This window comes from Pseudoxanthomonas sp. GM95 (genome assembly GCF_900109775.1).
Lineage (GTDB): Bacteria > Pseudomonadota > Gammaproteobacteria > Xanthomonadales > Xanthomonadaceae > Pseudoxanthomonas_A.
In genome coordinates, this window is the sequence record NZ_FOAX01000001.1 from 1,381,608 (window position 1) to 1,400,226 (window position 18,619).

At 66.3% G+C, this 18,619-nt stretch carries 13 protein-coding genes and 1 pseudogene; 13 read left to right on the forward strand and 1 reads right to left on the reverse strand.

Going from position 1 to position 18,619, the window contains the following annotated elements:
- The first annotated feature begins 14 nt into the window (after nucleotides 1-14).
- The 12 genes and pseudogenes from dnaK to recJ all read left to right on the forward strand — a co-directional run bounded on the left by dnaK (nucleotide 15) and on the right by recJ (nucleotide 16,212).
- On the forward strand, nucleotides 15-1,937 hold the full coding sequence (gene dnaK / locus BMZ17_RS06580; protein WP_093137372.1) for a molecular chaperone DnaK: 1,923 nt from the start codon (nucleotides 15-17) through the stop codon (nucleotides 1,935-1,937).
- 150 nt (nucleotides 1,938-2,087) lie between these two features.
- On the forward strand, nucleotides 2,088-3,230 hold the full coding sequence (gene dnaJ, locus BMZ17_RS06585) for a molecular chaperone DnaJ (protein WP_093137374.1): 1,143 nt from the start codon (nucleotides 2,088-2,090) through the stop codon (nucleotides 3,228-3,230).
- An 80-nt stretch (nucleotides 3,231-3,310) separates the two neighbouring features.
- Nucleotides 3,311-4,597, forward strand: a complete 1,287-nt coding sequence (locus BMZ17_RS06590; protein WP_093137377.1) for a hypothetical protein — start codon at nucleotides 3,311-3,313, stop codon at nucleotides 4,595-4,597.
- A pseudogene (locus BMZ17_RS06595) lies at nucleotides 4,597-5,718 on the forward strand (prephenate dehydrogenase); the annotation flags it as partial. The gene BMZ17_RS06590 and the pseudogene BMZ17_RS06595, both read left to right, overlap by 1 nt.
- A gap of 141 nt (nucleotides 5,719-5,859) precedes the next feature.
- Nucleotides 5,860-6,213, forward strand: a complete 354-nt coding sequence (locus BMZ17_RS21270) for a GNAT family N-acetyltransferase (protein ID WP_256371052.1) — start codon at nucleotides 5,860-5,862, stop codon at nucleotides 6,211-6,213.
- 264 nt (nucleotides 6,214-6,477) lie between these two features.
- Nucleotides 6,478-7,683 carry an aminotransferase-like domain-containing protein gene (locus BMZ17_RS06605; RefSeq protein WP_093137379.1) on the forward strand — a complete coding sequence of 402 codons (1,206 nt, stop codon included), beginning with the start codon at nucleotides 6,478-6,480 and terminating at the stop codon, nucleotides 7,681-7,683.
- Between the two features lie 10 nt (nucleotides 7,684-7,693).
- A complete protein-coding gene (dapB, locus tag BMZ17_RS06610) occupies nucleotides 7,694-8,407 on the forward strand; it encodes a 4-hydroxy-tetrahydrodipicolinate reductase (RefSeq protein ID WP_093137381.1) in 714 nt (237 codons plus the stop codon).
- Nucleotides 8,408-8,593: 186 nt separating this feature from the next.
- Nucleotides 8,594-9,721, forward strand: coding sequence for a glutamine-hydrolyzing carbamoyl-phosphate synthase small subunit (gene carA / locus BMZ17_RS06615; RefSeq protein WP_093137384.1), 1,128 nt, complete (start codon nucleotides 8,594-8,596; stop codon nucleotides 9,719-9,721).
- A gap of 124 nt (nucleotides 9,722-9,845) precedes the next feature.
- Nucleotides 9,846-13,088: a carbamoyl-phosphate synthase large subunit gene (gene carB / locus BMZ17_RS06620; protein ID WP_093137387.1), complete on the forward strand. Its 3,243-nt coding sequence runs from the start codon at nucleotides 9,846-9,848 to the stop codon at nucleotides 13,086-13,088.
- Nucleotides 13,085-13,561, forward strand: coding sequence for a transcription elongation factor GreA (greA, locus tag BMZ17_RS06625; RefSeq protein WP_093137390.1), 477 nt, complete (start codon nucleotides 13,085-13,087; stop codon nucleotides 13,559-13,561). Before carB ends, greA begins: the two co-directional genes overlap by 4 nt.
- A 12-nt stretch (nucleotides 13,562-13,573) precedes the next feature.
- Nucleotides 13,574-14,491 (forward strand): phosphoglycerate mutase, encoded by a 918-nt coding sequence (locus tag BMZ17_RS06630; RefSeq protein WP_093137392.1) that lies wholly within the window; start codon nucleotides 13,574-13,576, stop codon nucleotides 14,489-14,491.
- Nucleotides 14,488-16,212 (forward strand): single-stranded-DNA-specific exonuclease RecJ, encoded by a 1,725-nt coding sequence (gene recJ / locus BMZ17_RS06635; RefSeq protein WP_093137394.1) that lies wholly within the window; start codon nucleotides 14,488-14,490, stop codon nucleotides 16,210-16,212. Before BMZ17_RS06630 ends, recJ begins: the two co-directional genes overlap by 4 nt.
- A 53-nt stretch (nucleotides 16,213-16,265) precedes the next feature.
- On the opposite strand, the gene BMZ17_RS06640 is transcribed toward recJ, so the two are convergent.
- Nucleotides 16,266-17,480: an acyltransferase family protein gene (locus BMZ17_RS06640; RefSeq protein WP_093137397.1), complete on the reverse strand. Its 1,215-nt coding sequence runs from the start codon at nucleotides 17,478-17,480 to the stop codon at nucleotides 16,266-16,268.
- A 352-nt stretch (nucleotides 17,481-17,832) separates the two neighbouring features.
- Between BMZ17_RS06640 and BMZ17_RS06645 the strand changes: the two genes are divergently transcribed.
- Nucleotides 17,833-18,618 (forward strand): LytTR family DNA-binding domain-containing protein, encoded by a 786-nt coding sequence (locus BMZ17_RS06645; protein WP_093138084.1) that lies wholly within the window; start codon nucleotides 17,833-17,835, stop codon nucleotides 18,616-18,618.
- Nucleotide 18,619 lies beyond the last annotated feature (1 nt).

Consider the following 18,619-nt stretch of genomic DNA (forward strand, 5'->3'; position numbering starts at 1 on the left):
ACGGAGTCAGCATCATGGGCAAGATCATCGGCATCGACCTCGGCACGACCAACTCGTGCGTGGCCATCATGGACGGCGGCAAGGCCCGCGTCATCGAGAACTCGGAAGGCGACCGCACCACGCCTTCCATCGTCGCCTACACCAAGGACGGCGAAGTGCTGGTGGGCGCCTCGGCCAAGCGCCAGGCCGTCACCAACCCCAAGAACACCTTCTACGCGGTGAAGCGCCTGATCGGCCGCAAGTTCACCGACGCCGAAGTGAAGAAGGACCTGGACCTGGTGCCGTACAGCATCCTGGCCCATGACAACGGCGATGCCTGGGTGGCCAGCAGCGACGGCAAGAAGATGGCGCCGCAGGAAATCTCCGCGCGCGTGCTGGAAAAGATGAAGAAGACGGCCGAAGCCTACCTGGGCGAAACCGTCACCGAGGCCGTGATCACCGTGCCGGCCTACTTCAACGATAGCCAGCGCCAGGCGACCAAGGACGCCGGCAAGATCGCCGGCCTGGACGTCAAGCGCATCATCAACGAGCCGACCGCCGCAGCCCTGGCCTACGGCCTGGACAAGGGTGACTCGCAGGACCGCAAGATCGTCGTCTATGACCTGGGCGGCGGCACCTTCGACGTGTCGATCATCGAGATCGCCAACGTCGACGGCGAGAAGCAGTTCGAAGTGCTGGCCACCAACGGCGACACCTTCCTGGGCGGCGAAGACTTCGACGCGCGCGTCATCGACTACCTCGTGGAAGAGTTCAACAAGGACCAGGGCATCGACCTGCGCAAGGATCCGTTGGCCCTGCAGCGCCTGAAGGACGCCGCCGAGCGCGCCAAGATCGAGCTGTCCTCCAGCCAGCAGACCGAAGTGAACCTGCCGTACGTCACCGCCGACGCCTCGGGCCCGAAGCACCTGAACATCAAGCTGACCCGCGCCAAGCTGGAAGCGCTGGTGGAAGACCTGATCAAGAAGTCGATCGAGCCGTGCCGCACCGCGCTGAACGACGCCGGCCTGCGTGCCAGCGACATTGGCGAAGTGATCCTGGTCGGCGGCCAGACCCGCATGCCCAAGGTGCAGGCGGCGGTAACCGAGTTCTTCGGCAAGGAGCCGCGCAAGGACGTGAACCCCGACGAGGCCGTGGCGCTGGGCGCTGCGATCCAGGGCGGCGTGCTGGGCGGCGACGTCAAGGACGTGCTGCTGCTGGACGTGACCCCGCTGTCGCTGGGCATCGAGACCCTGGGTGGCGTGTTCACCAAGATCATCGAGAAGAACACCACCATCCCGACCAAGGCCTCGCAGACCTTCTCCACCGCCGAGGACAACCAGTCGGCCGTGACCGTGCACGTGCTGCAGGGTGAGCGTGAGCAGGCCCGCTTCAACAAGTCGCTGGCCCGCTTCGACCTGTCCGGCATCGATGCCGCGCCGCGCGGCATGCCGCAGGTGGAAGTGTCCTTCGACATCGACGCCAACGGCATCCTGCATGTGTCGGCCAAGGACAAGAAGACCAACAAGGAACAGAAGGTCGAGATCAAGGCCGGTTCGGGCCTGTCGGACGACGAGATCGCCCGGATGGTCGCCGACGCCGAAGCGCACCGCGACGAGGACAAGAAGTTCCAGGAACTGGTCGTGGCCCGCAACCAGGCCGATGGCCTGATCCACGCCACCCGCACCGCGATCACCGAGCATGGCGCCAAGGTCGGCGGCGATGTGATCGGCAAGGTCGAGGCCGCGCTGGCCGACCTGGAAACGGCGATGAAGGGCGACGACAAGGCCCAGATCGAAGCCAAGTCCAAGACCCTGGAAGAAGCCGGCCAGTCGCTGTACGCCGCCGCTTCGGCCGGCGAGCAGGGTGCAGGCCCGGAGTCGGGTGCGCAGCAGGCCAACCGCGCCGCCGATGACGTGGTGGACGCCGAGTTCACCGAGGTCAAGGACGACAAGAAGTAAGTCGCCCTTGAAGCACCGGCAACACTGACGAAAGGAGCGGGGCCACGGCTCCGCTCCTTTCGGCGTTTTCTAAGCAGCGCATCGTCATGGCGCCCATGCCCGGGCACACGGCGATGCAGGCTCCACCTTTCAAGCAGGCTTCCTTCGCCAATGAGCAAACGCGACTACTACGAGGTGCTGGGTGTGGCCCGCACCGCCACCGACGACGAGCTGAAGAAGGCTTACCGTCGCTGTGCGATGAAGTTCCACCCTGACCGCAACCCCGGCGATGCATCGGCCGAGGCCTCGTTCAAGGAGTGCAAGGAGGCCTACGAAGTGCTGTCCGACGGCGGTAAGCGCCGCATCTACGACCAGCACGGCCACGCCGCGTTCGAACACGGCATGGGCGGAGGCGGCGGGGGTGGAGCCGGCTTCGGCGGTGCCGACATGGGCGACATCTTCGGCGACATCTTCGGCAACATCTTTGGCGGTGGCGCCGGTGGTGGGCGTGCAGCACGTCGCGGGGCCGACATCGGCTACGTGATGGAACTGGACCTGGAGGAAGCCGTCGCCGGTGTCGAAAAGCGCATCGAGATCCCGACCATGGCCGCCTGCGAGCCCTGCCACGGCAGCGGTTCGGAAGACGGCAAGACCGAGACCTGCACCACCTGTGGCGGCCGCGGCCAGGTCCGCATGCAGCGCGGCATCTTCACCATGCAGCAGGCCTGCCCGCACTGCGAAGGCCGCGGCCAGGTCATCCGCAACCCCTGCAAGACCTGCCACGGCGCCGGCCGCCTGGAAGAAGAACGCGTGCTGTCGGTGAAGATCCCGGCTGGCGTGGACAGCGGCGATCGCATCCGCCTGTCCGGCGAAGGCGAGGCCGGTCCGTCCGGCACGCCTGCCGGCGACCTGTACGTGGAAGTGCGCGTGCGCGACCACGATATCTTTCAGCGCGACGGCGACGACCTGCACTGCGACGTGCCGATCCGCATTTCGCAGGCGGCACTCGGCGATACCGTGCGTGTGCCCACGCTGGGCGGCGAGGCCGAGATCCGCGTCCCGGCCGAAACCCAGACCGGCAAGCTGTTCCGCTTGCGCGGCAAAGGCGTCAAGTCGGTGCGCAGCCGCTCCACCGGCGACCTGTTCTGCAAGGTCGTGGTCGAAACCCCGGTCAACCTGACGACCGAGCAGCGCGAGCTGCTGCAGAAGTTCGAGGCGACCTTCGTCGGCGAGGACGAGGCGCGCAAGCACTCGCCCAAGTCGGCCACGTTCCTCGATGGCGTCAAGGGTTTCTGGGACCGGATGACGTCCTGAGAAATCTTCCTTGAATGGGCCCAGAAGATGGACCCGTCTGCGATTCTAGGTCCGTAGGAGATGTGCTTGCACGCGTCCCAATGTCGATAAGTCAACTCAATGGGGGGCGCACCCGGCGCTTCAGGGACATCCTGTTTTCTGCGCCAGCGATGTTCGCGTTTTCATGCCTGCTGATTTTTAGCAGGAGGGTCGATGCACTGACGAATGCCCAATTCTGGGCGGAAGATGGTGTCATCTGGTATCGGCAGGCTTACGAACTTGGGGTGGCAAGCCTGCTTCATTCCCAGAACGGGTATTTCCAGACTGTGTCGCGCATGACTGCGTTGTTGAGTCTGAATGTTCCGTTGGAATATGCGCCTTTATTTTTTAACCTGGTCGCACTCTTCTTCAATGCGCTTCCTGTGCTTCTCATCAATGGCGCAAGAGGGGTTGAACTGCTTGCAGACCGGCGTGTCAGGTTGCTGCTGAGCTTTCTCTATGTGGCGCATCCGTATTCGGGCGAGGTCCACGTTAACGTTACGAACATTCATTGGCATCTGGCAGTGGCTGCATTGCTGGTGATCTTTTTTAATGACTGGCGAGGAAGCTTCAGGAAAATATCTGACCTTTTTCTTGTCGTTCTGTGCGGGTTGAGTGGAACTTTTGCATTGTTTCTTGCGCCTATTGCAGTCTGGCGCCATTGGATGAGTCGGTCCCGGAGGTCCCTGGCTCTCGCGGCACTGATGTCTCTTTGTGCCGTGCTGCAGCTCTTCTTTATTCTGGCGACGCCAGAAACAAGAACGGCCGCCCCAAATGGAGCGACCTTTGAGCTGTTCTGGAAAATTGTCGGGGGGCAGGTTGTGCTCGGGGGGCTGTTGGGAGATATGTGGCTCCGTGTAGCCAACCGCTCCTGGTGGAGCGCTTCTTGGATCCCCTCGTGCGTGGTTTCCGTTGTTGCCGTGCTGCTGATGGCACGGGCTTGGTTCAAAGGTGGTCCAAGGATAATGATGGTCGTCGCGCTTGGCGGCATGGTGTTTGGGGCCGCATTGTTGTCACCCCAAATATCCAGCGCGGAGCCACAGTGGCCGATTTTCTCTCGATCCACCGCGGGCGGAAGGTATGCGTTCTTGCCGATCCTCGCGATGTATGTATGCATCCTCTGGCAGGTCTTCCATGAAGGTCGTCGGCCTGTTCGAGTGGTGGCGTCGGCGATGCTTGCATGCGTTCTCTTCGTTGCGATTCCACATAGCTGGGTTCTACCGCCGTATCAGGATTTTGAATTTTCCAGAAGCGCGCAGCGTTTTGAGGCTGCGCGGGCTGGATCGGTGATTCAGATTCCGATCAATCCTTCTGGCTGGGTCCTGAGCCTCAAGAAGCGCCAAGACTGATGGGTAGTCTCGTTACTAAGAATCGTGAAATATGCGTGGGAATCGTCGGCAGTGCCGGCGCGTATGGGCGCTGGCTTGGCCAGTTCCTGCAGCGGCACCTGGGCCTGCAGGTCATCGGCCACGATCCGGCCGATCCGCAGTCGCATTCGCCCGAGGCGCTGATCGAACAGGCGCAGGTGCTGGTGTTCAGCGCGCCGATCCGCGTCACCGCCGGCCTGATCCAGGATTACGTAAGCCTGGCCGCCGGTCGCGAGCGCGGCCAGCTGTGGATGGACCTGACCTCGATCAAATCCGGGCCGGTCGCGGCGATGCTGAGCTCGCAGGCCGAAGTCGTCGGCCTGCATCCGATGTCCGCGCCGCCGAAATCTCCGACGCTCAAGGGCCGGCCGATGGTGGTGTGCGAGGCGCGCCTGGACACCTGGCGGCCGTGGCTTCAGACCTTGCTCGATGGGCTGGAAGCGCAGTGCGTGCGCACCAGCCCCGAGCACCACGACCAGGTGATGGCGCTGGTGCAGGCGATGGTCCACGCCGGTCATCTGGCCCAGGCCGGCGTGCTGCGTCGCTACGCCGATCGCGTCGGCTCGCTGGCTGAGCTGTTCCCGTATCGCTCGGCCTCGTTTGAGATGGATGGCGCGATGATCGCGCGCATCCTCTCGCTCAACCCGGCGATCTACGAGGACATCCAGTTCGGCAATCCGCACGTGCCGGAGGTGCTCGACACGCTGGTCGAGGAACTCTCGGCGCTGCGCGACCAGGTGGGCGAGGGTGGCGAGGCCGCGCGCGGCGCGTTCCGCCAGCACCTGCTGGCCGACAACAAGGCTGCGATCGGCAGCGACGCGCTGGCCGACGGCAACTACCGCTTCGAGCGCATCGGCTATCTGCTGGCCGACCTGGCCGAGCCCTGCAGCCTGTCGGTGCATCTGCCGCTGGACCAGCCGGGCTCGCTGCGCGCGATGCTGCACGTGTTCGAACGACACGGCGTGAGCATCGCCTCGCTGCATTCGCTGCGCAATCCAGCCGGCGAAGTGCATTTTCGCCTGGGTTTCGACACCGGCACCGATCTGGTCGCCTTGGCTGCGGCGGCCGATGAAGTCGACGCGAGCGGGATCGGCCGGGTGCTGGATCGCAATGTGTTCGCGACCGATCTGCTGGCACGCCCGGTGACCGGAAAACTCGGCGTTGCCGACCTGCAGCGCCGGCCGGCGACCGAAGACGACATCCCCGCACTGCTGGCCCTGCGCGAAGCCACGATGCGTGCGCACATGGAAAATTCCGGCGCCGATGCATCGCCGGCCAGCATGCGCACGCGCTTGCTCAACGGCTATCAGCACGCCGATGTGCTGCTGCATGAAGGCCGCATCGCCGGCCTGCTCAAGCTCGACCGCAGCGGCGCCGACTACGTGGTGATGCAGATCCAGGTCGCGCCCGCGCTGCAGGGCTTCGGCCTGGGCAAGGCGCTGCTGCTGGACTACATCGAAGAAGCCCGCAGTGCCGGCAAGGACGTTACGTTGCACGTGCTCAAGGCCAATCCGGCGCGCGGCTTGTACGAGCGCCTGGGCTTCGTGGTGGAAGGCGAAGACCCGCAGGAATTCCACATGCGGTTGACGCTGCGCTAGGCCATCCACTTCATCCACAAAAGCTGTGGATGAAGTTCCGCACAAACCTGTGGACAACTTTCACAGGCCGCGCGGCGTAAGGCTCGCCAACGGTTTGGTCAATTTTTCACCAGCGAAGGATGCTGTGGAAAATCCCTTGCCACTGCATCGGCGGCAGTGCTAGGCGTTTGAAGCGCTTCAAGCTGCACCGGCAGCGCAACAAGCGCCCGCGTTTTTCACGCACTGCAGCGCGTCTGCGCAAAGCACGCGCGGTATCCTTGGGCCATGAACAACCAGATCACCCTGTCCCAGCGCGCCCTGGCCCTTACCAGCTCGGCGATCCGCGAAATCCTCAAGGTCACCGAGCGTCCCGAGGTGATTTCCTTCGCTGGCGGTCTGCCGTCCGGCTCGACCTTCCCGGTCGAGCGCATGCGCGCGGCGACCAACAAGGTCCTGGACGAAGCGCCGCAGGCCGCGTTGCAATATGGCCCGACCGAGGGCTACCTGCCGCTGCGCGAATGGGTGGCCGCACGGCTGGCCCGCAATGGCGCGCCGGTGAGCGCAGCCAACGTGCTGATCGTGACCGGCTCGCAGCAGGGTCTGGACCTGCTGGGCAAGACCCTGGTCGACGAAGGCAGCAAGGTGCTGGTGGAAACGCCGAGCTACCTCGGGGCCTTGCAGTCGTTCTCGCTGTTCCGTCCCGCGTTCGTCGGCATGCCCTCGGACGAGGATGGCATCGACACCGATGCGTTGACGCCCGAGCTGCTGGCCGGTGCGCGCTTCATGTACTGCCTGCCCAACTTCCAGAACCCGACCGGCAAGCGCCTGCCGCTGGAGCGCCGCAAGGAATTGGTCGCCAAGGCGCTGGCCGCCGGCGTGCCGGTAGTCGAGGACGATCCTTACGGCGAACTCAGCTACAACGGCGAGCTGCTGCCCAGCCTGCTGTCGCTCAACCCGGAGGGCGGCATCTACATGGGCTCGTTTTCCAAGGTGCTGGCCCCGGGCCTGCGCCTGGGCTACGTGGTCGCGCCCGAGCCGCTGTATTCCAAGCTGGTCCAGGCCAAGCAGGCCACCGACCTGCACACGCCATCCTTCACCCAGCGCATCGTCTACGAAACGCTGCAGGACGACTTCCTGGAAACGCACATCCCGACCATCCGCGATCTCTACGGCAGCCAGTGCCAGCTGATGCTGTCGGCGCTGGAGCAGTACTTCCCGCCCGAGGCGCAGTGGACCCGGCCCGAAGGCGGCATGTTCATCTGGGTCACATTGCCCAAGGGCATCGACACCACCCAGCTGCTGGCCAAGGCGATCGCGCAGAACGTGGCCTTCGTGCCCGGCGCGCCGTTCTACGCCAACGATCCGCAGATCAATACGCTGCGCCTGTCGTTCGTGACGGTGCCGGCGGCCAGGATCGAGGCGGGCATGAAGATCCTCGGGGCGCTGGTGAAGGCCGAGATCGACGCGTTGCCATCTGCAGTAGCCGCCTGAGGATTCCACGATGACCACTCCCTTGCGCGTGCTGATCCACGGCGCGTCCGGCCGCATGGGCCAGGCGCTGCTGCGCCTGGCGGCCGAAAACGAGCATCTGGCTGTGGTAGCCGCCGTGACCCGGCGTTCTCCTGCGGCGCGCGTGGTCGATGGCGTGGCGTATTTCGCCGCCGGCGAATTGGCTGGCGTGCCGGCGTTCGATGTCGCCATCGATTTCAGTCTGCCCGAGGGCTTCGACCCGATCCTGGCCTTGTGCGTTGAGCGCAACGCTGCGCTGGTGTCGGGCACGACCGGCCTGTCCGAGGCCCAGCGCAGCGCATTGCAGGCGGCCTCGGAAGGGATTGCCGTGGTCTGGGCCTCCAACTTCAGCCTGGGCGTGGCGGTGCTGGCCGAACTGGTCGAGCGCGCGGCCGCCGCGTTGCAGGGCTGGGACTGCGACATCGTCGAGTCCCATCACGTGCACAAGCAGGACGCGCCTTCGGGCACGGCGTTGACCCTGGGGCAGGGCGCGGAGCTTGGCGGCGCCACGCCGCGCTATGCCAGCCTGCGCGCCGGCGACATCGTCGGCGAGCATCTGGTCCAGTTCACCGGGCTGGGCGAGCGGGTGGAGCTGACCCACCGGGCGACCAACCGTGACATCTTCGTGCGCGGTGCGTTGCACGCAGCGCAACGACTGGTCGCGCGAAAGCCCGGCCTATACCGCGTTCGCGACCTTTTGGACTGAATCGCGCCGCTGACACGATTCACGTAACTGAAAAAACGGCTGGCGCCGACCCGGCCCGGTCCGTACAATTCGCACTCGCCTGTTAACCACATCGCCTCGGACCGGAGAAACACCGTGTTCGCGGTTTCTTGCAGCCGCAAGTTGACGTGGACGCAGGGTTTCCTTCATTCCCCAAGGCGAGCTGCAGTGACTCAACCCGCAATCCTGGTTCTCGAAGACGGCACGGTATTCGAGGGCGAATCGGTCGGCGCAAACGGACTGTCCGTCGGCGAAGTGGTGTTCAACACCGCCATGACCGGCTATCAGGAGATCGTCACCGACCCGTCCTACGCACGGCAGCTGGTGACGCTGACCTATCCCCATATCGGCAACACCGGTTTCACCGACCAGGACGACGAGGCCGCCAAGGTCTGGTCGGCCGGCCTGATCGTGCGCGATGTCCCGCGCCGCCCCAGCAACTGGCGCAGCCAGGTCTCGCTGCAGGAATGGTTGGGCGCGCGCGGCGTGGTGGCCATCTCCGGCATCGACACCCGCAAGCTCACGCGCATCCTGCGCGAGAAGGGCGCGCAGAACGGCGCGGTGATGGCCGGCGACATCAACGTCGAGCAGGCGCTGGAAGCCGCGCGCAAGTTCCCCGGCCTCAAGGGCATGGACCTGGCCAAGGTCGTCTCCACCGAGAAGACCTACGGCTGGACCGACGGCCAGCTGGACCTGGACACCGGTAAGCCGGTGCAGACGGCGCCCAAGTTCAAGGTCGTGGCCTACGACTTCGGCGTGAAGCTCAACATCCTGCGCATGCTGGCCGAGCGCGGTTGCGAAGTGACCGTGGTCCCGGCGCAGACCTCCGCCGCCGACGTGCTGGCGCTCAAGCCCGATGGCGTGTTCCTGTCCAACGGCCCCGGTGACCCGGAACCGTGCGATTACGCGATCGCCGCGATCAAGACCTTCGTCGAGCAGAAGATTCCGACCTTCGGCATTTGCCTGGGCCACCAGCTGCTGGCGCTGGCTGCCGGCGCCAAGACCCTGAAGATGGGTCACGGCCACCACGGCGCCAACCATCCGGTCATCGACCTGGATTCGGGCCGGGTGATGATTACCTCGCAGAACCACGGCTTCGCAGTCGATGAGGCCAGCGTGCCGGCCAACGTGCGCGTGACCCATCGCTCGCTGTTCGACGGCACCAACCAGGGTATCGAACTGACCGACGCCCCGGCGTTCTCCTTCCAGGGCCACCCGGAAGCGTCGCCGGGCCCGAAGGATGTCTCGCCGCTGTTCGACCGCTTCGTTTCGATGCTGGCGCAGCGCGCAAGCTGAGCGCGACTGCGCGCCGCTGACGCGGTGCGCCCTGCGGTGAAGTCCGCGCCTTGCGGGCTTTACCGACCAGATCCACGGGCGCGCGCCCTTGCGCGCGACCAGACCGACTTGACTGAGAGAAGACATGCCAAAGCGCACCGACATCCAGACCATCCTGATCATCGGCGCCGGTCCGATCGTGATCGGCCAGGCGTGTGAGTTCGACTATTCCGGCGCGCAGGCGTGCAAGGCGCTGCGCGACGAGGGCTACCGCGTGGTCCTGGTCAACTCCAACCCGGCCACGATCATGACCGACCCGGAGATGGCCGACGCGGTCTATATCGAGCCGATCAACTGGCAGACGGTCGAGAAGATCATCGCCAAGGAAAAGCCGCACGCGCTGCTGCCGACCATGGGCGGCCAGACCGCGCTGAACTGCGCGCTGGACCTGGCCGACAATGGCGTGCTGGAGAAGTACAACGTCGAGCTGATCGGCGCCAAGCGCGAAGCCATCATGATGGCCGAGGACCGCGAGCTGTTCCGCGTGGCCATGAGCGAGATCGGCCTGGAATGCCCGAAGGCTGAAGTCGCGCGCAGCTTCGAGCAGGCCGTGGAAATCCAGGCAAAGGTCGGCTACCCGACCATCATCCGTCCGTCCTTCACCCTGGGCGGCACCGGTGGCGGCATCGCCTACAACCGCGAAGAGTTCGAAGAGATCATCAAGCGCGGCCTGGACTTGTCGCCGGTGCATGAAGTGCTGGTGGAAGAGTCGGTGCTGGGCTGGAAGGAATTCGAGATGGAAGTGGTCCGCGACACGGCGGACAACTGCATCATCGTCTGCTCGATCGAGAATCTGGACCCGATGGGCGTGCACACCGGTGACTCGATCACCGTGGCCCCGGCCCAGACCCTGACCGACAAGGAATACCAGCGCCTGCGCGATGCCTCCATCGCCGTGCTGCGCAAGATCGGCGTGGATACCGGCGGCTCCAACGTGCAGTTCGGCATCAATGCCGACAACGGCCGCGTGGTGGTGATCGAGATGAACCCGCGCGTGTCGCGTTCCTCGGCGCTGGCCTCCAAGGCCACCGGCTTCCCGATCGCCAAGGTCGCAGCCAAGCTGGCCGTGGGCTACACGCTGGACGAATTGAAGAACGAGATCACCGGCGGGCTGACCCCGGCCTCGTTCGAGCCGTCGATCGACTACGTCGTCACCAAGATCCCGCGCTTTGCCTTCGAGAAGTTCCCGCAGGCCGATTCGCGCCTGACCACCCAGATGAAGTCGGTGGGCGAGGTGATGGCGATGGGCCGCACCTTCTCCGAATCGCTGCAGAAGGCGCTGCGTGGCCTGGAGACCGGCAAGGTCGGCCTGGACCCCACCGGCCTGGACCTGACCAGCGAAGACGACCTGGCTTCACTGCGCCGTGAGCTGAAGGCGCCGGGCCCCGAGCGCCTGTTCTACGTCGGCGACGCGTTCCGCGCCGGCATGAGCGTGGAAGACATCCACGCGCTGTCCTTCATCGATCCGTGGTTCCTGGACCAGATCGAAGACCTGATGAAGGACGAAGCGCGCGTGGCCGCCGAAGGCCTGGGCTCGCTGGACAAGGCGCGCATGCGCAAGCTCAAGCGCGCGGGCTTCTCCGATGCACGCCTGGCCCAGCTGACCAACACCGACGAGACCGCCGTGCGCGTGCTGCGCAAGGCGCTGGGCGTCAAGCCGGTCTACAAGCGCGTGGACTCCAGCGCGGCCGAGTTCGCCACCGACACCGCCTACATGTATTCGACCTACGAGGACGAGTGCGAGGCCAATCCGACCAGCCGCGACAAGATCATGATCTTGGGCGGCGGTCCGAACCGCATCGGCCAGGGCATCGAGTTCGATTACTGCTGCGTGCACGCGGCGCTGGCGCTGCGCGCCGATGGCTTCGAAACCATCATGGTCAACTGCAACCCGGAGACCGTGTCGACCGATTACGATACCTCCGACCGCCTGTACTTCGAGCCGCTGACGCTGGAAGACGTGCTGGCCATCGTCGAACTGGAAAAGCCCAAGGGCGTGATCGTCCAGTACGGCGGCCAGACCCCGCTGAAGCTGGCCCGTGCGCTGGAGGCCAACGGCGTGCCGGTGATCGGCACCTCGCCGGACTCCATCGACCTGGCTGAAGACCGCGAGCGCTTCCAGGGCCTGGTCGACAAGCTCGGCCTGAAGCAGCCGCCGAACCGCATCGCCCGCAACGACCAGGAAGCGCTGCTGCTGGCGCGCGAGATCGGCTATCCGCTGGTGGTGCGCCCGAGCTACGTGCTGGGTGGCCGCGCGATGGAAATCGTCTACGGCGAATCGGACCTGGCGCGCTACGTGCGCGACGCGGTCAAGGTCTCCAACGATTCGCCGGTGCTGCTGGACCGCTTCCTGGACAACGCCGTGGAAGTGGACGTGGACATCATCGCGGACAAGGACGGCAACGTCCTGATCGGCGGCGTGATGGAGCACATCGAAGAAGCCGGCGTGCATTCGGGCGACTCGTCCTGCTCGCTGCCGCCGTACTCGCTTTCGGCTGAAACCCAGGCCGAGCTGCGTCGCCAGGTGATCGAGCTGGCCAAGGCGCTGAACGTGGTCGGCCTGATGAACACTCAGTTCGCGATCCAGGCCGGCGACAACGGCGAGGACATCGTCTACCTGCTGGAAGTGAACCCGCGTGCCTCGCGCACCGTGCCGTTCGTGTCCAAGGCCACCGGCATGGCGCTGGCCAAGATCGCCGCCCGCTGCATGGCCGGCAAGACCCTGGCCGAGCAGGGCGCGACCAAGGAAATCGTGCCGGACTACTACTCGGTGAAGGAGGCGATCTTCCCGTTCGCCAAGTTCCAGGGCGTCGATCCGATCCTCGGGCCGGAGATGCGTTCCACCGGTGAGGTGATGGGCGTGGGCCGCAGCTTCGGCGCAGCGATGGCGCGTGCGCAGGAAGCCGGTGGCATCAAGGCGCCGCAGCCGGGCAAGGCGTTCGTGTCGGTCCGCGACCCGGACAAGCAGCGCGTGCTGCCGGTCGCCCAGGCGCTGGTCGAGCGGGGCTTCACCCTGGTGGCCACGGCGGGCACCGCGGCGTTCCTGCGCGAGCAGGGCGTGGCCTGCGAGCTGGTCAACAAGGTCACCGACGGCCGTCCGAACATCGTCGACCTGATCAAGAACGGTGAGATCGTCTACATCGTCAACACGACCGAAGGCCGCCGCGCGATCTCCGATTCGTTCTCCATCCGTCGCGAGGCGCTGCAGCAGCGCCTCACGTATTCGACCACCATCGCCGGCGCACGTGCGCTGGTGAACTCGCTGGAATTCCGTGGCACCGGCCCGGTCCTGGCGCTGCAGGAACTGCACAAGGAGTTGCAAGCATGAGAGCCCCCATCACCAAGCAAGGCGCCGCGCGCCTGCGCGATGAGCTGGATCACCTCAAGTCGGTCAAGCGTCCGCAGGTGATCGCCGACATCGCCGAAGCGCGTGCGCACGGTGACCTGAAGGAAAACGCCGAGTACCACGCCGCCCGCGAGCAGCAGGGGTTCATCGAAGGTCGCATCAACCAGCTGGAGGCCGAGCTGTCCACGGCCGAGGTGATCGACGTGGCCGCGCTCAACGCCGGCTCGCGCGTGGTGTTCGGTGCGACCGTGGTGCTGGCCGACGTGGATACCGACGAAGAGAAGAAGTACCAGATCGTCGGTGACCTGGAAGCGGACATCAAGCAGTCGCTGATCGCCATTTCCTCGCCGATCGCCCGTGCCCTGATCGGCAAGAACGAGGGCGACAGCGTCGTCATCCAGGCGCCCGCCGGCGAGCACGAGTACGAGATCGTCAGCGTTTCGTACAGCGCCTGAGTCCGCGCCGCGATGGCTTCCGCCACGCTGCTGCTGCCGGCACGCGTCCAGCTTGCCGGCCCCTTGAAGGCCGAGGCCGGCCGTGCGCTGGCCCGTGCCGATCTTGCTAAGGGCGAGGCCGGCGAACGTGCCCAGCTACGCCGCCATTTCCAGTTGATTCCCGACCACTGGCCGGTGGCCGCATTGACCCGTCAGCTCGATGCCGGTGATGCGGGCGACGGTCGTTGGCTGCGTGCCGATCCGGCGTTTCTCGCGCCCGACATGACCGGCGCGCGCCTGCTGGCGCACGGCCCGGCACTGGGCCTGACCCAGGTCGATGTCGAGGCGTTGCTGCCGGCGCTGAAGCCACTGTTCGGCGATGCCGGTTTTCTGCTGGATGCGCCCGAGCCGTCGCGCTGGTATCTGCGCCTGGCCGGCGATGCGCCGCTGCCGGAGTTCGCGGCGCCCGAAGATGTCGTGGGCGATGACCTGTTCGGCCACCTGCCGCAAGGCGATGCCGGGCGTCGCTGGCGCGCCTTATTCAACGAGGTGCAGGTGACCCTGCACCAGCATCCGTGGAATGCCAAGCGTGCGTCCGAGGGCAAGCCCGTGGTCAATGCGCTGTGGTTCTGGGGCGCAGGTCGCCTGCCGACGTCGGTGAACACCGCTTATCGCCAGGTGCGCAGCCGCGACGAGATCGTGCGGGCGCTCTCCAGCCTGGCCGGCGTACCGGAACAGGCGTCCGGTGAAGTCGACGCGCTGGTCGATCTGCGCCACCTGCGCTCGCTGGCGATGTTCTGCGACGACGCACTGGTGCCGCTGCTGGCCGAACTGCGCCGCGGCGAGCTGGCGCGCGTGGTGCTGGATTTCCAGGATGGCGCGTCCTTCACCCTGGAAGCGAAGCAGCGCTGGCGGTTCTGGCGCCGCGCCCTGGCCACGCTGGACGCATGAGCACGTCGCCACGGATCACCCGGCGCGCGGTGCCTGAAGGCGGCGCATGGCCGGCGGCGATGCCGGCGCTGTTGCGGCGGATCTATGCCGCGCGCGGCGCACTGGACGACACCCAGGCCCGGCCGCGCCTGGCCCAGCTGCACGCGCCCGAACTGCTGTCCGGCATGGACGCGGCGGTGGCGATGCTGGCCGAGGCCATCGCCCAGGATCGCCACATCGTGGTGGTTGGCGACTTCGACTGCGATGGCGCCACCGCGTGCGCGGTCGCCGTGCGCGGACTGGTGATGCTGGGCGCGCGCCACGTCAGTCCGGCCGTGCCTAACCGCGTGACCCACGGCTACGGCCTGTCGCCGTCGCTGGTCACCGAGCTGGCCGAACTCAAGCCCGAGCTGCTGGTCACGGTTGACCACGGCATCGCCTGCCACGCCGGCATCGCCCAGGCGCGGGCGCTGGGCTGGCAGGTGCTGGTCACCGATCACCATTTGCCGGGGCCGGCGCTGCCGCAGGCCCACGCCATCGTCAATCCGAACTTGGCTGGCGACGGCTTCCCCAGCAAGTCGCTGGCTGGCGTGGGCGTGATGTTCTACGTGCTGCTCGCCTTGCGCCGGACGCTGCGCGAGCGCGGTCAACTGCCTTCGCCGGAACCGGATCTATCCACGCTGCTGGACCTGGTCGCGGTCGGCACGGTGGCTGATCTGGTGCCGCTGGATGCGAACAATCGGGCGCTGGTGTCTGCGGGCTTGCGCCGGCTGCGCGCGGGGCAGGGCTGTGCCGGTCTGCGCGCCTTGATCGAGGTGTGCGGCCGTAAAGCCGAAACGCTCAGCGCCGCCGACATCGGGTTCGCCATCGGCCCGCGCCTCAACGCGGCCGGCCGCCTGGAAGACATGGCGCTGGGCATCGCCTGCCTGCTCTGCGACGAGGACACGCCGGCGCGTGAGATGGCCGGCGTCCTGCACGGCATCAATGCCGAACGCCGCGGCGTGCAGCAGCAGATGACCGACGAGGCCGAACTGGCGTTGTCCAAGGTTGCACTCGATGGCGATGGCGACGTGCCGCTGGCGGTGTGCCTGTTCGATGGCGACTGGCATCCGGGCGTGGTCGGCCTGGTCGCGTCGAAGATGAAGGACCGCGTGCATCGCCCGGTGATCGCCTTCGCCCCGGCAGAGCCGGGCAGCACCGCGCTGCGCGGCTCGGCGCGTTCGATCCCTGGTTTTCATATTCGCGATGCGCTGGCGGCGGTCGATGCCCAGCATCCGGGCCTGATGCAGAAGTTCGGCGGCCACGCGATGGCCGCGGGGTTGAGCATGGACCTGGCCCAGCTACCGGCGTTCGAGGCCGCGTTCCGCAGCCATGTCGCCAGCGTGATGGACGCGGCGCTGCTGCAAGCCGAACTGCTCAGCGATGGCGAACTGCTACCGCACGAATTCGATCGCGCCCACGCCGAGGCGTTGCGCGATGGCGGGCCGTGGGGGCAGGGCTTTGCCGAGCCGCTGTTCGACGGCACCTTCGAGGTGGTCGACTGGCGCGCGGTGGGCGAACGCCACCTCAAGCTGGTGCTGCGCGTGCCCGGCCGCAGCGAACATATCAACGCGATCCACTTCAACGGCCTCAAGGCCGAGGCGCCGCCGCCCCACGTCCACTTGGCCTACCGGCTGGCACCGGACGACTACCGCGGCGGCGATGCGATCCAGCTGATCGTCGAGCATTGCGTGGCGGCCTGAGTCATTCGGCAGGCGCGTCGCCGCGACACGCCTACGCAAATCAAAGCCGTGGATTAGCTGCCTTGTTCGCCAATGGCGTGCTCAATGGGGCGTGCGGCCCGCTTGATCCGTGTGGCGACGGCGCGGCGCTTCAGCCCGAACAGCGGCCGCAGCCAGCCGATGCGGCGGATCAACAGCTCGTGCAACAGCAGGCAGCCTGCGACGGTGCCGGCGATCAGCAGGAGCGGTTCGATCACCGGGCCAAAGCGCATCGGAGTCAACCAGTACGCCAAGGCGATGATCAGGCTCTGGTGCAGGATGTACCAGGGGAACACGGCCTCGCTGCAATACGGCAACCAGCGGAACGGGCGGTCCAGCTGCACCCGGGCCCACCCGAAGATCGCCAGCAAGGCTGTCCACGTATAGGTGACGCGGCCGATGCGCTCGACCGCGTACCACGGCACGTGCAGCACCCAGTCCGGCATCGGACCGTGTGGTGGATGGCGGCCCAGCCAGCGCAGCGACAATTCGGTGGCAATCGCCAGGCAGGCGACCAGCAGCGTCGGCCAGCGCAGTTGGACGACCCAGGCCCAGAACCACGGGCTGGTCGACAGCAGATATCCCAGCAGGAACAGCGGCAACGATTCGGCATGCACCGTCCAGTCGCCGAACAGGGCGTGGGTTTCCGGATAGCGTGGCGCCAGCGCGAACTGGACGACCGCCAGCCAGGCGATGGGCACCACGGCGAGCAGCCACGCCGCCAGACGCGGGGTGCTGGGCTGGACCAGCCACGCACGCAGCGGGCGCAGCACCGGCATCACCACGACCAGCAGCAGCGTGTACGGCCACAAATAGGCCAGGTACCAGAGGTGGTTCCAGGTCAGACCGCCGGCGCCGGGCGGCAGATCGAGCCGCCAGTAACGGATGAAAAACGGCCACAGGCCGGGTGCCAGGCGGCCTTCAGCGCGGCCCTGGCAATAGGCCTGGAACGCCACGACGACAAACATGCCGAACAGCAACGGCAGCTGCAGTCGCCAGGTCCGCAGCGCGGCGAAGCGCCAACGCCGCGTTTCCACACCTGCAAGCCCGATGGCGATGCCGGAGATCACGAACAGCAGCGGCATCCGCCAGCGGTTCATCGCGATCATGGGCGATTGCAGCCATTCGGCCGTATGGCTGCTCTTGAGGTGGAAGTCCCACTCCGCCACGTAGACCATGGCGCAGTGATAGAGGATCAGCAGGGCGAAGGCGATGACCCGCAGGGCATCGATATCGTGGCGACGTGGCATGGCCGGGACCGGGGAAGGAGTGATGGCCAGCGTGCGTCTGGCGTCCTGGTCGGGGCGAGGCCCAAGTGACTGATCGGGCTTGGGTTGTGACCAGCCGCGGCCGGGCAGGGACGAACGGGATTGGCCAATGTCGACGCCGCGGTGTTGGTGCGCGATCGCGCCGTTGATGCTGCGTCGAAAGGCTGAATGCCGTGGCTGGGGTGTGCGGCATGACCGTGGGCACGTGCCGCGCCGTCGCAGCGCTGGCTACCATGTCGCGATGTCAGAGCTGCCGATAGAAGCCACCGAAGCCACGCCCACGTCACGCCGTCGCCGGCGTTGGAGCGAATGGGGCTTTTGGTTGCTCGTGTTCATGGTGTCGGCCGTCGGCAACGCGCTGACCGGGGTGATGGATGCCGGTCGCCAGGGCGCGCACCTGCCGCTGTGGCAGCCGATGACCTGGGAGCTGACCAGCAATGGCGTGATCCTGGCCATGCTGCCGCTGGTGCTGTGGGCGTGTGAGCGCTGGCCGCTGCATGCCGATACTTGGCGTCGGCGGCTGCCGGTGTACCTGCTGGCCAGCGTGGTCTGGTCGTTGGTGCATGTCAGTGCGATGGTCTGGCTGCGCGAGTGGGTGTACTGGCTGCGCGGCCTGCAGTATCACGATGACCAGAGCTGGCTGGCGCGCAGCGTCTACGAGTACCTCAAGGACGTGCGGACCTTCTTCACCATCGTCACGGTGAGCCATTTCGTCGACTGGTTCGGCCGGCGCCGGGTCGGCGAAGCGCATCTGCTGGATGCGCCCGACGATGGTCCGGCGGTGGACCCGGTCGAGCGCCCGGAGCGCTTTCTGATCCGCAAGCTGGGGCGCGAATTCCTGATCGCCACCGCCGATGTGGAGTGGGCGCAGGCCCAGGGCAACTACGTCAACCTGCGCGTGCGCGGCCATGACTATCCGCTGCGCAGCACGCTGGCCGGGCTGGAGGCGCGGCTGGATCCGCAGCGCTTCGTGCGTGTGCATCGCAGCTACCTGGTGAACCTGTCGCAGGTGGCCTCGATCGAACCGCTGGACAGCGGCGATGCACGCGTCCACCTGCGCGATGGCACCGCAGTGCCCTGCAGCCGCAGCTATCGGGCCGCGCTGCGCGAAGCGGCCTGAG

Bases quoted from the DNA above. Each gene is read 5' to 3' on its own strand.
- dnaK (WP_093137372.1), top strand. From the start codon at position 15: ATGGGCAAGATCATCGGCATCGACCTCGGCACGACCAACTCGTGCGTG.
- dnaJ (WP_093137374.1), top strand. From the start codon at position 2,088: ATGAGCAAACGCGACTACTACGAGGTGCTGGGTGTGGCCCGCACCGCC.
- BMZ17_RS06590 (WP_093137377.1), top strand. From the start codon at position 3,311: ATGTCGATAAGTCAACTCAATGGGGGGCGCACCCGGCGCTTCAGGGAC.
- BMZ17_RS21270 (WP_256371052.1), top strand. From the start codon at position 5,860: ATGGAAAATTCCGGCGCCGATGCATCGCCGGCCAGCATGCGCACGCGC.
- BMZ17_RS06605 (WP_093137379.1), top strand. From the start codon at position 6,478: ATGAACAACCAGATCACCCTGTCCCAGCGCGCCCTGGCCCTTACCAGC.
- dapB (WP_093137381.1), top strand. From the start codon at position 7,694: ATGACCACTCCCTTGCGCGTGCTGATCCACGGCGCGTCCGGCCGCATG.
- carB (WP_093137387.1), top strand. From the start codon at position 9,846: ATGCCAAAGCGCACCGACATCCAGACCATCCTGATCATCGGCGCCGGT.
- greA (WP_093137390.1), top strand. From the start codon at position 13,085: ATGAGAGCCCCCATCACCAAGCAAGGCGCCGCGCGCCTGCGCGATGAG.
- BMZ17_RS06630 (WP_093137392.1), top strand. From the start codon at position 13,574: ATGGCTTCCGCCACGCTGCTGCTGCCGGCACGCGTCCAGCTTGCCGGC.
- recJ (WP_093137394.1), top strand. From the start codon at position 14,488: ATGAGCACGTCGCCACGGATCACCCGGCGCGCGGTGCCTGAAGGCGGC.
- BMZ17_RS06640 (WP_093137397.1), bottom strand. From the start codon at position 17,480: ATGCCACGTCGCCACGATATCGATGCCCTGCGGGTCATCGCCTTCGCC.
- BMZ17_RS06645 (WP_093138084.1), top strand. From the start codon at position 17,833: ATGGTGTCGGCCGTCGGCAACGCGCTGACCGGGGTGATGGATGCCGGT.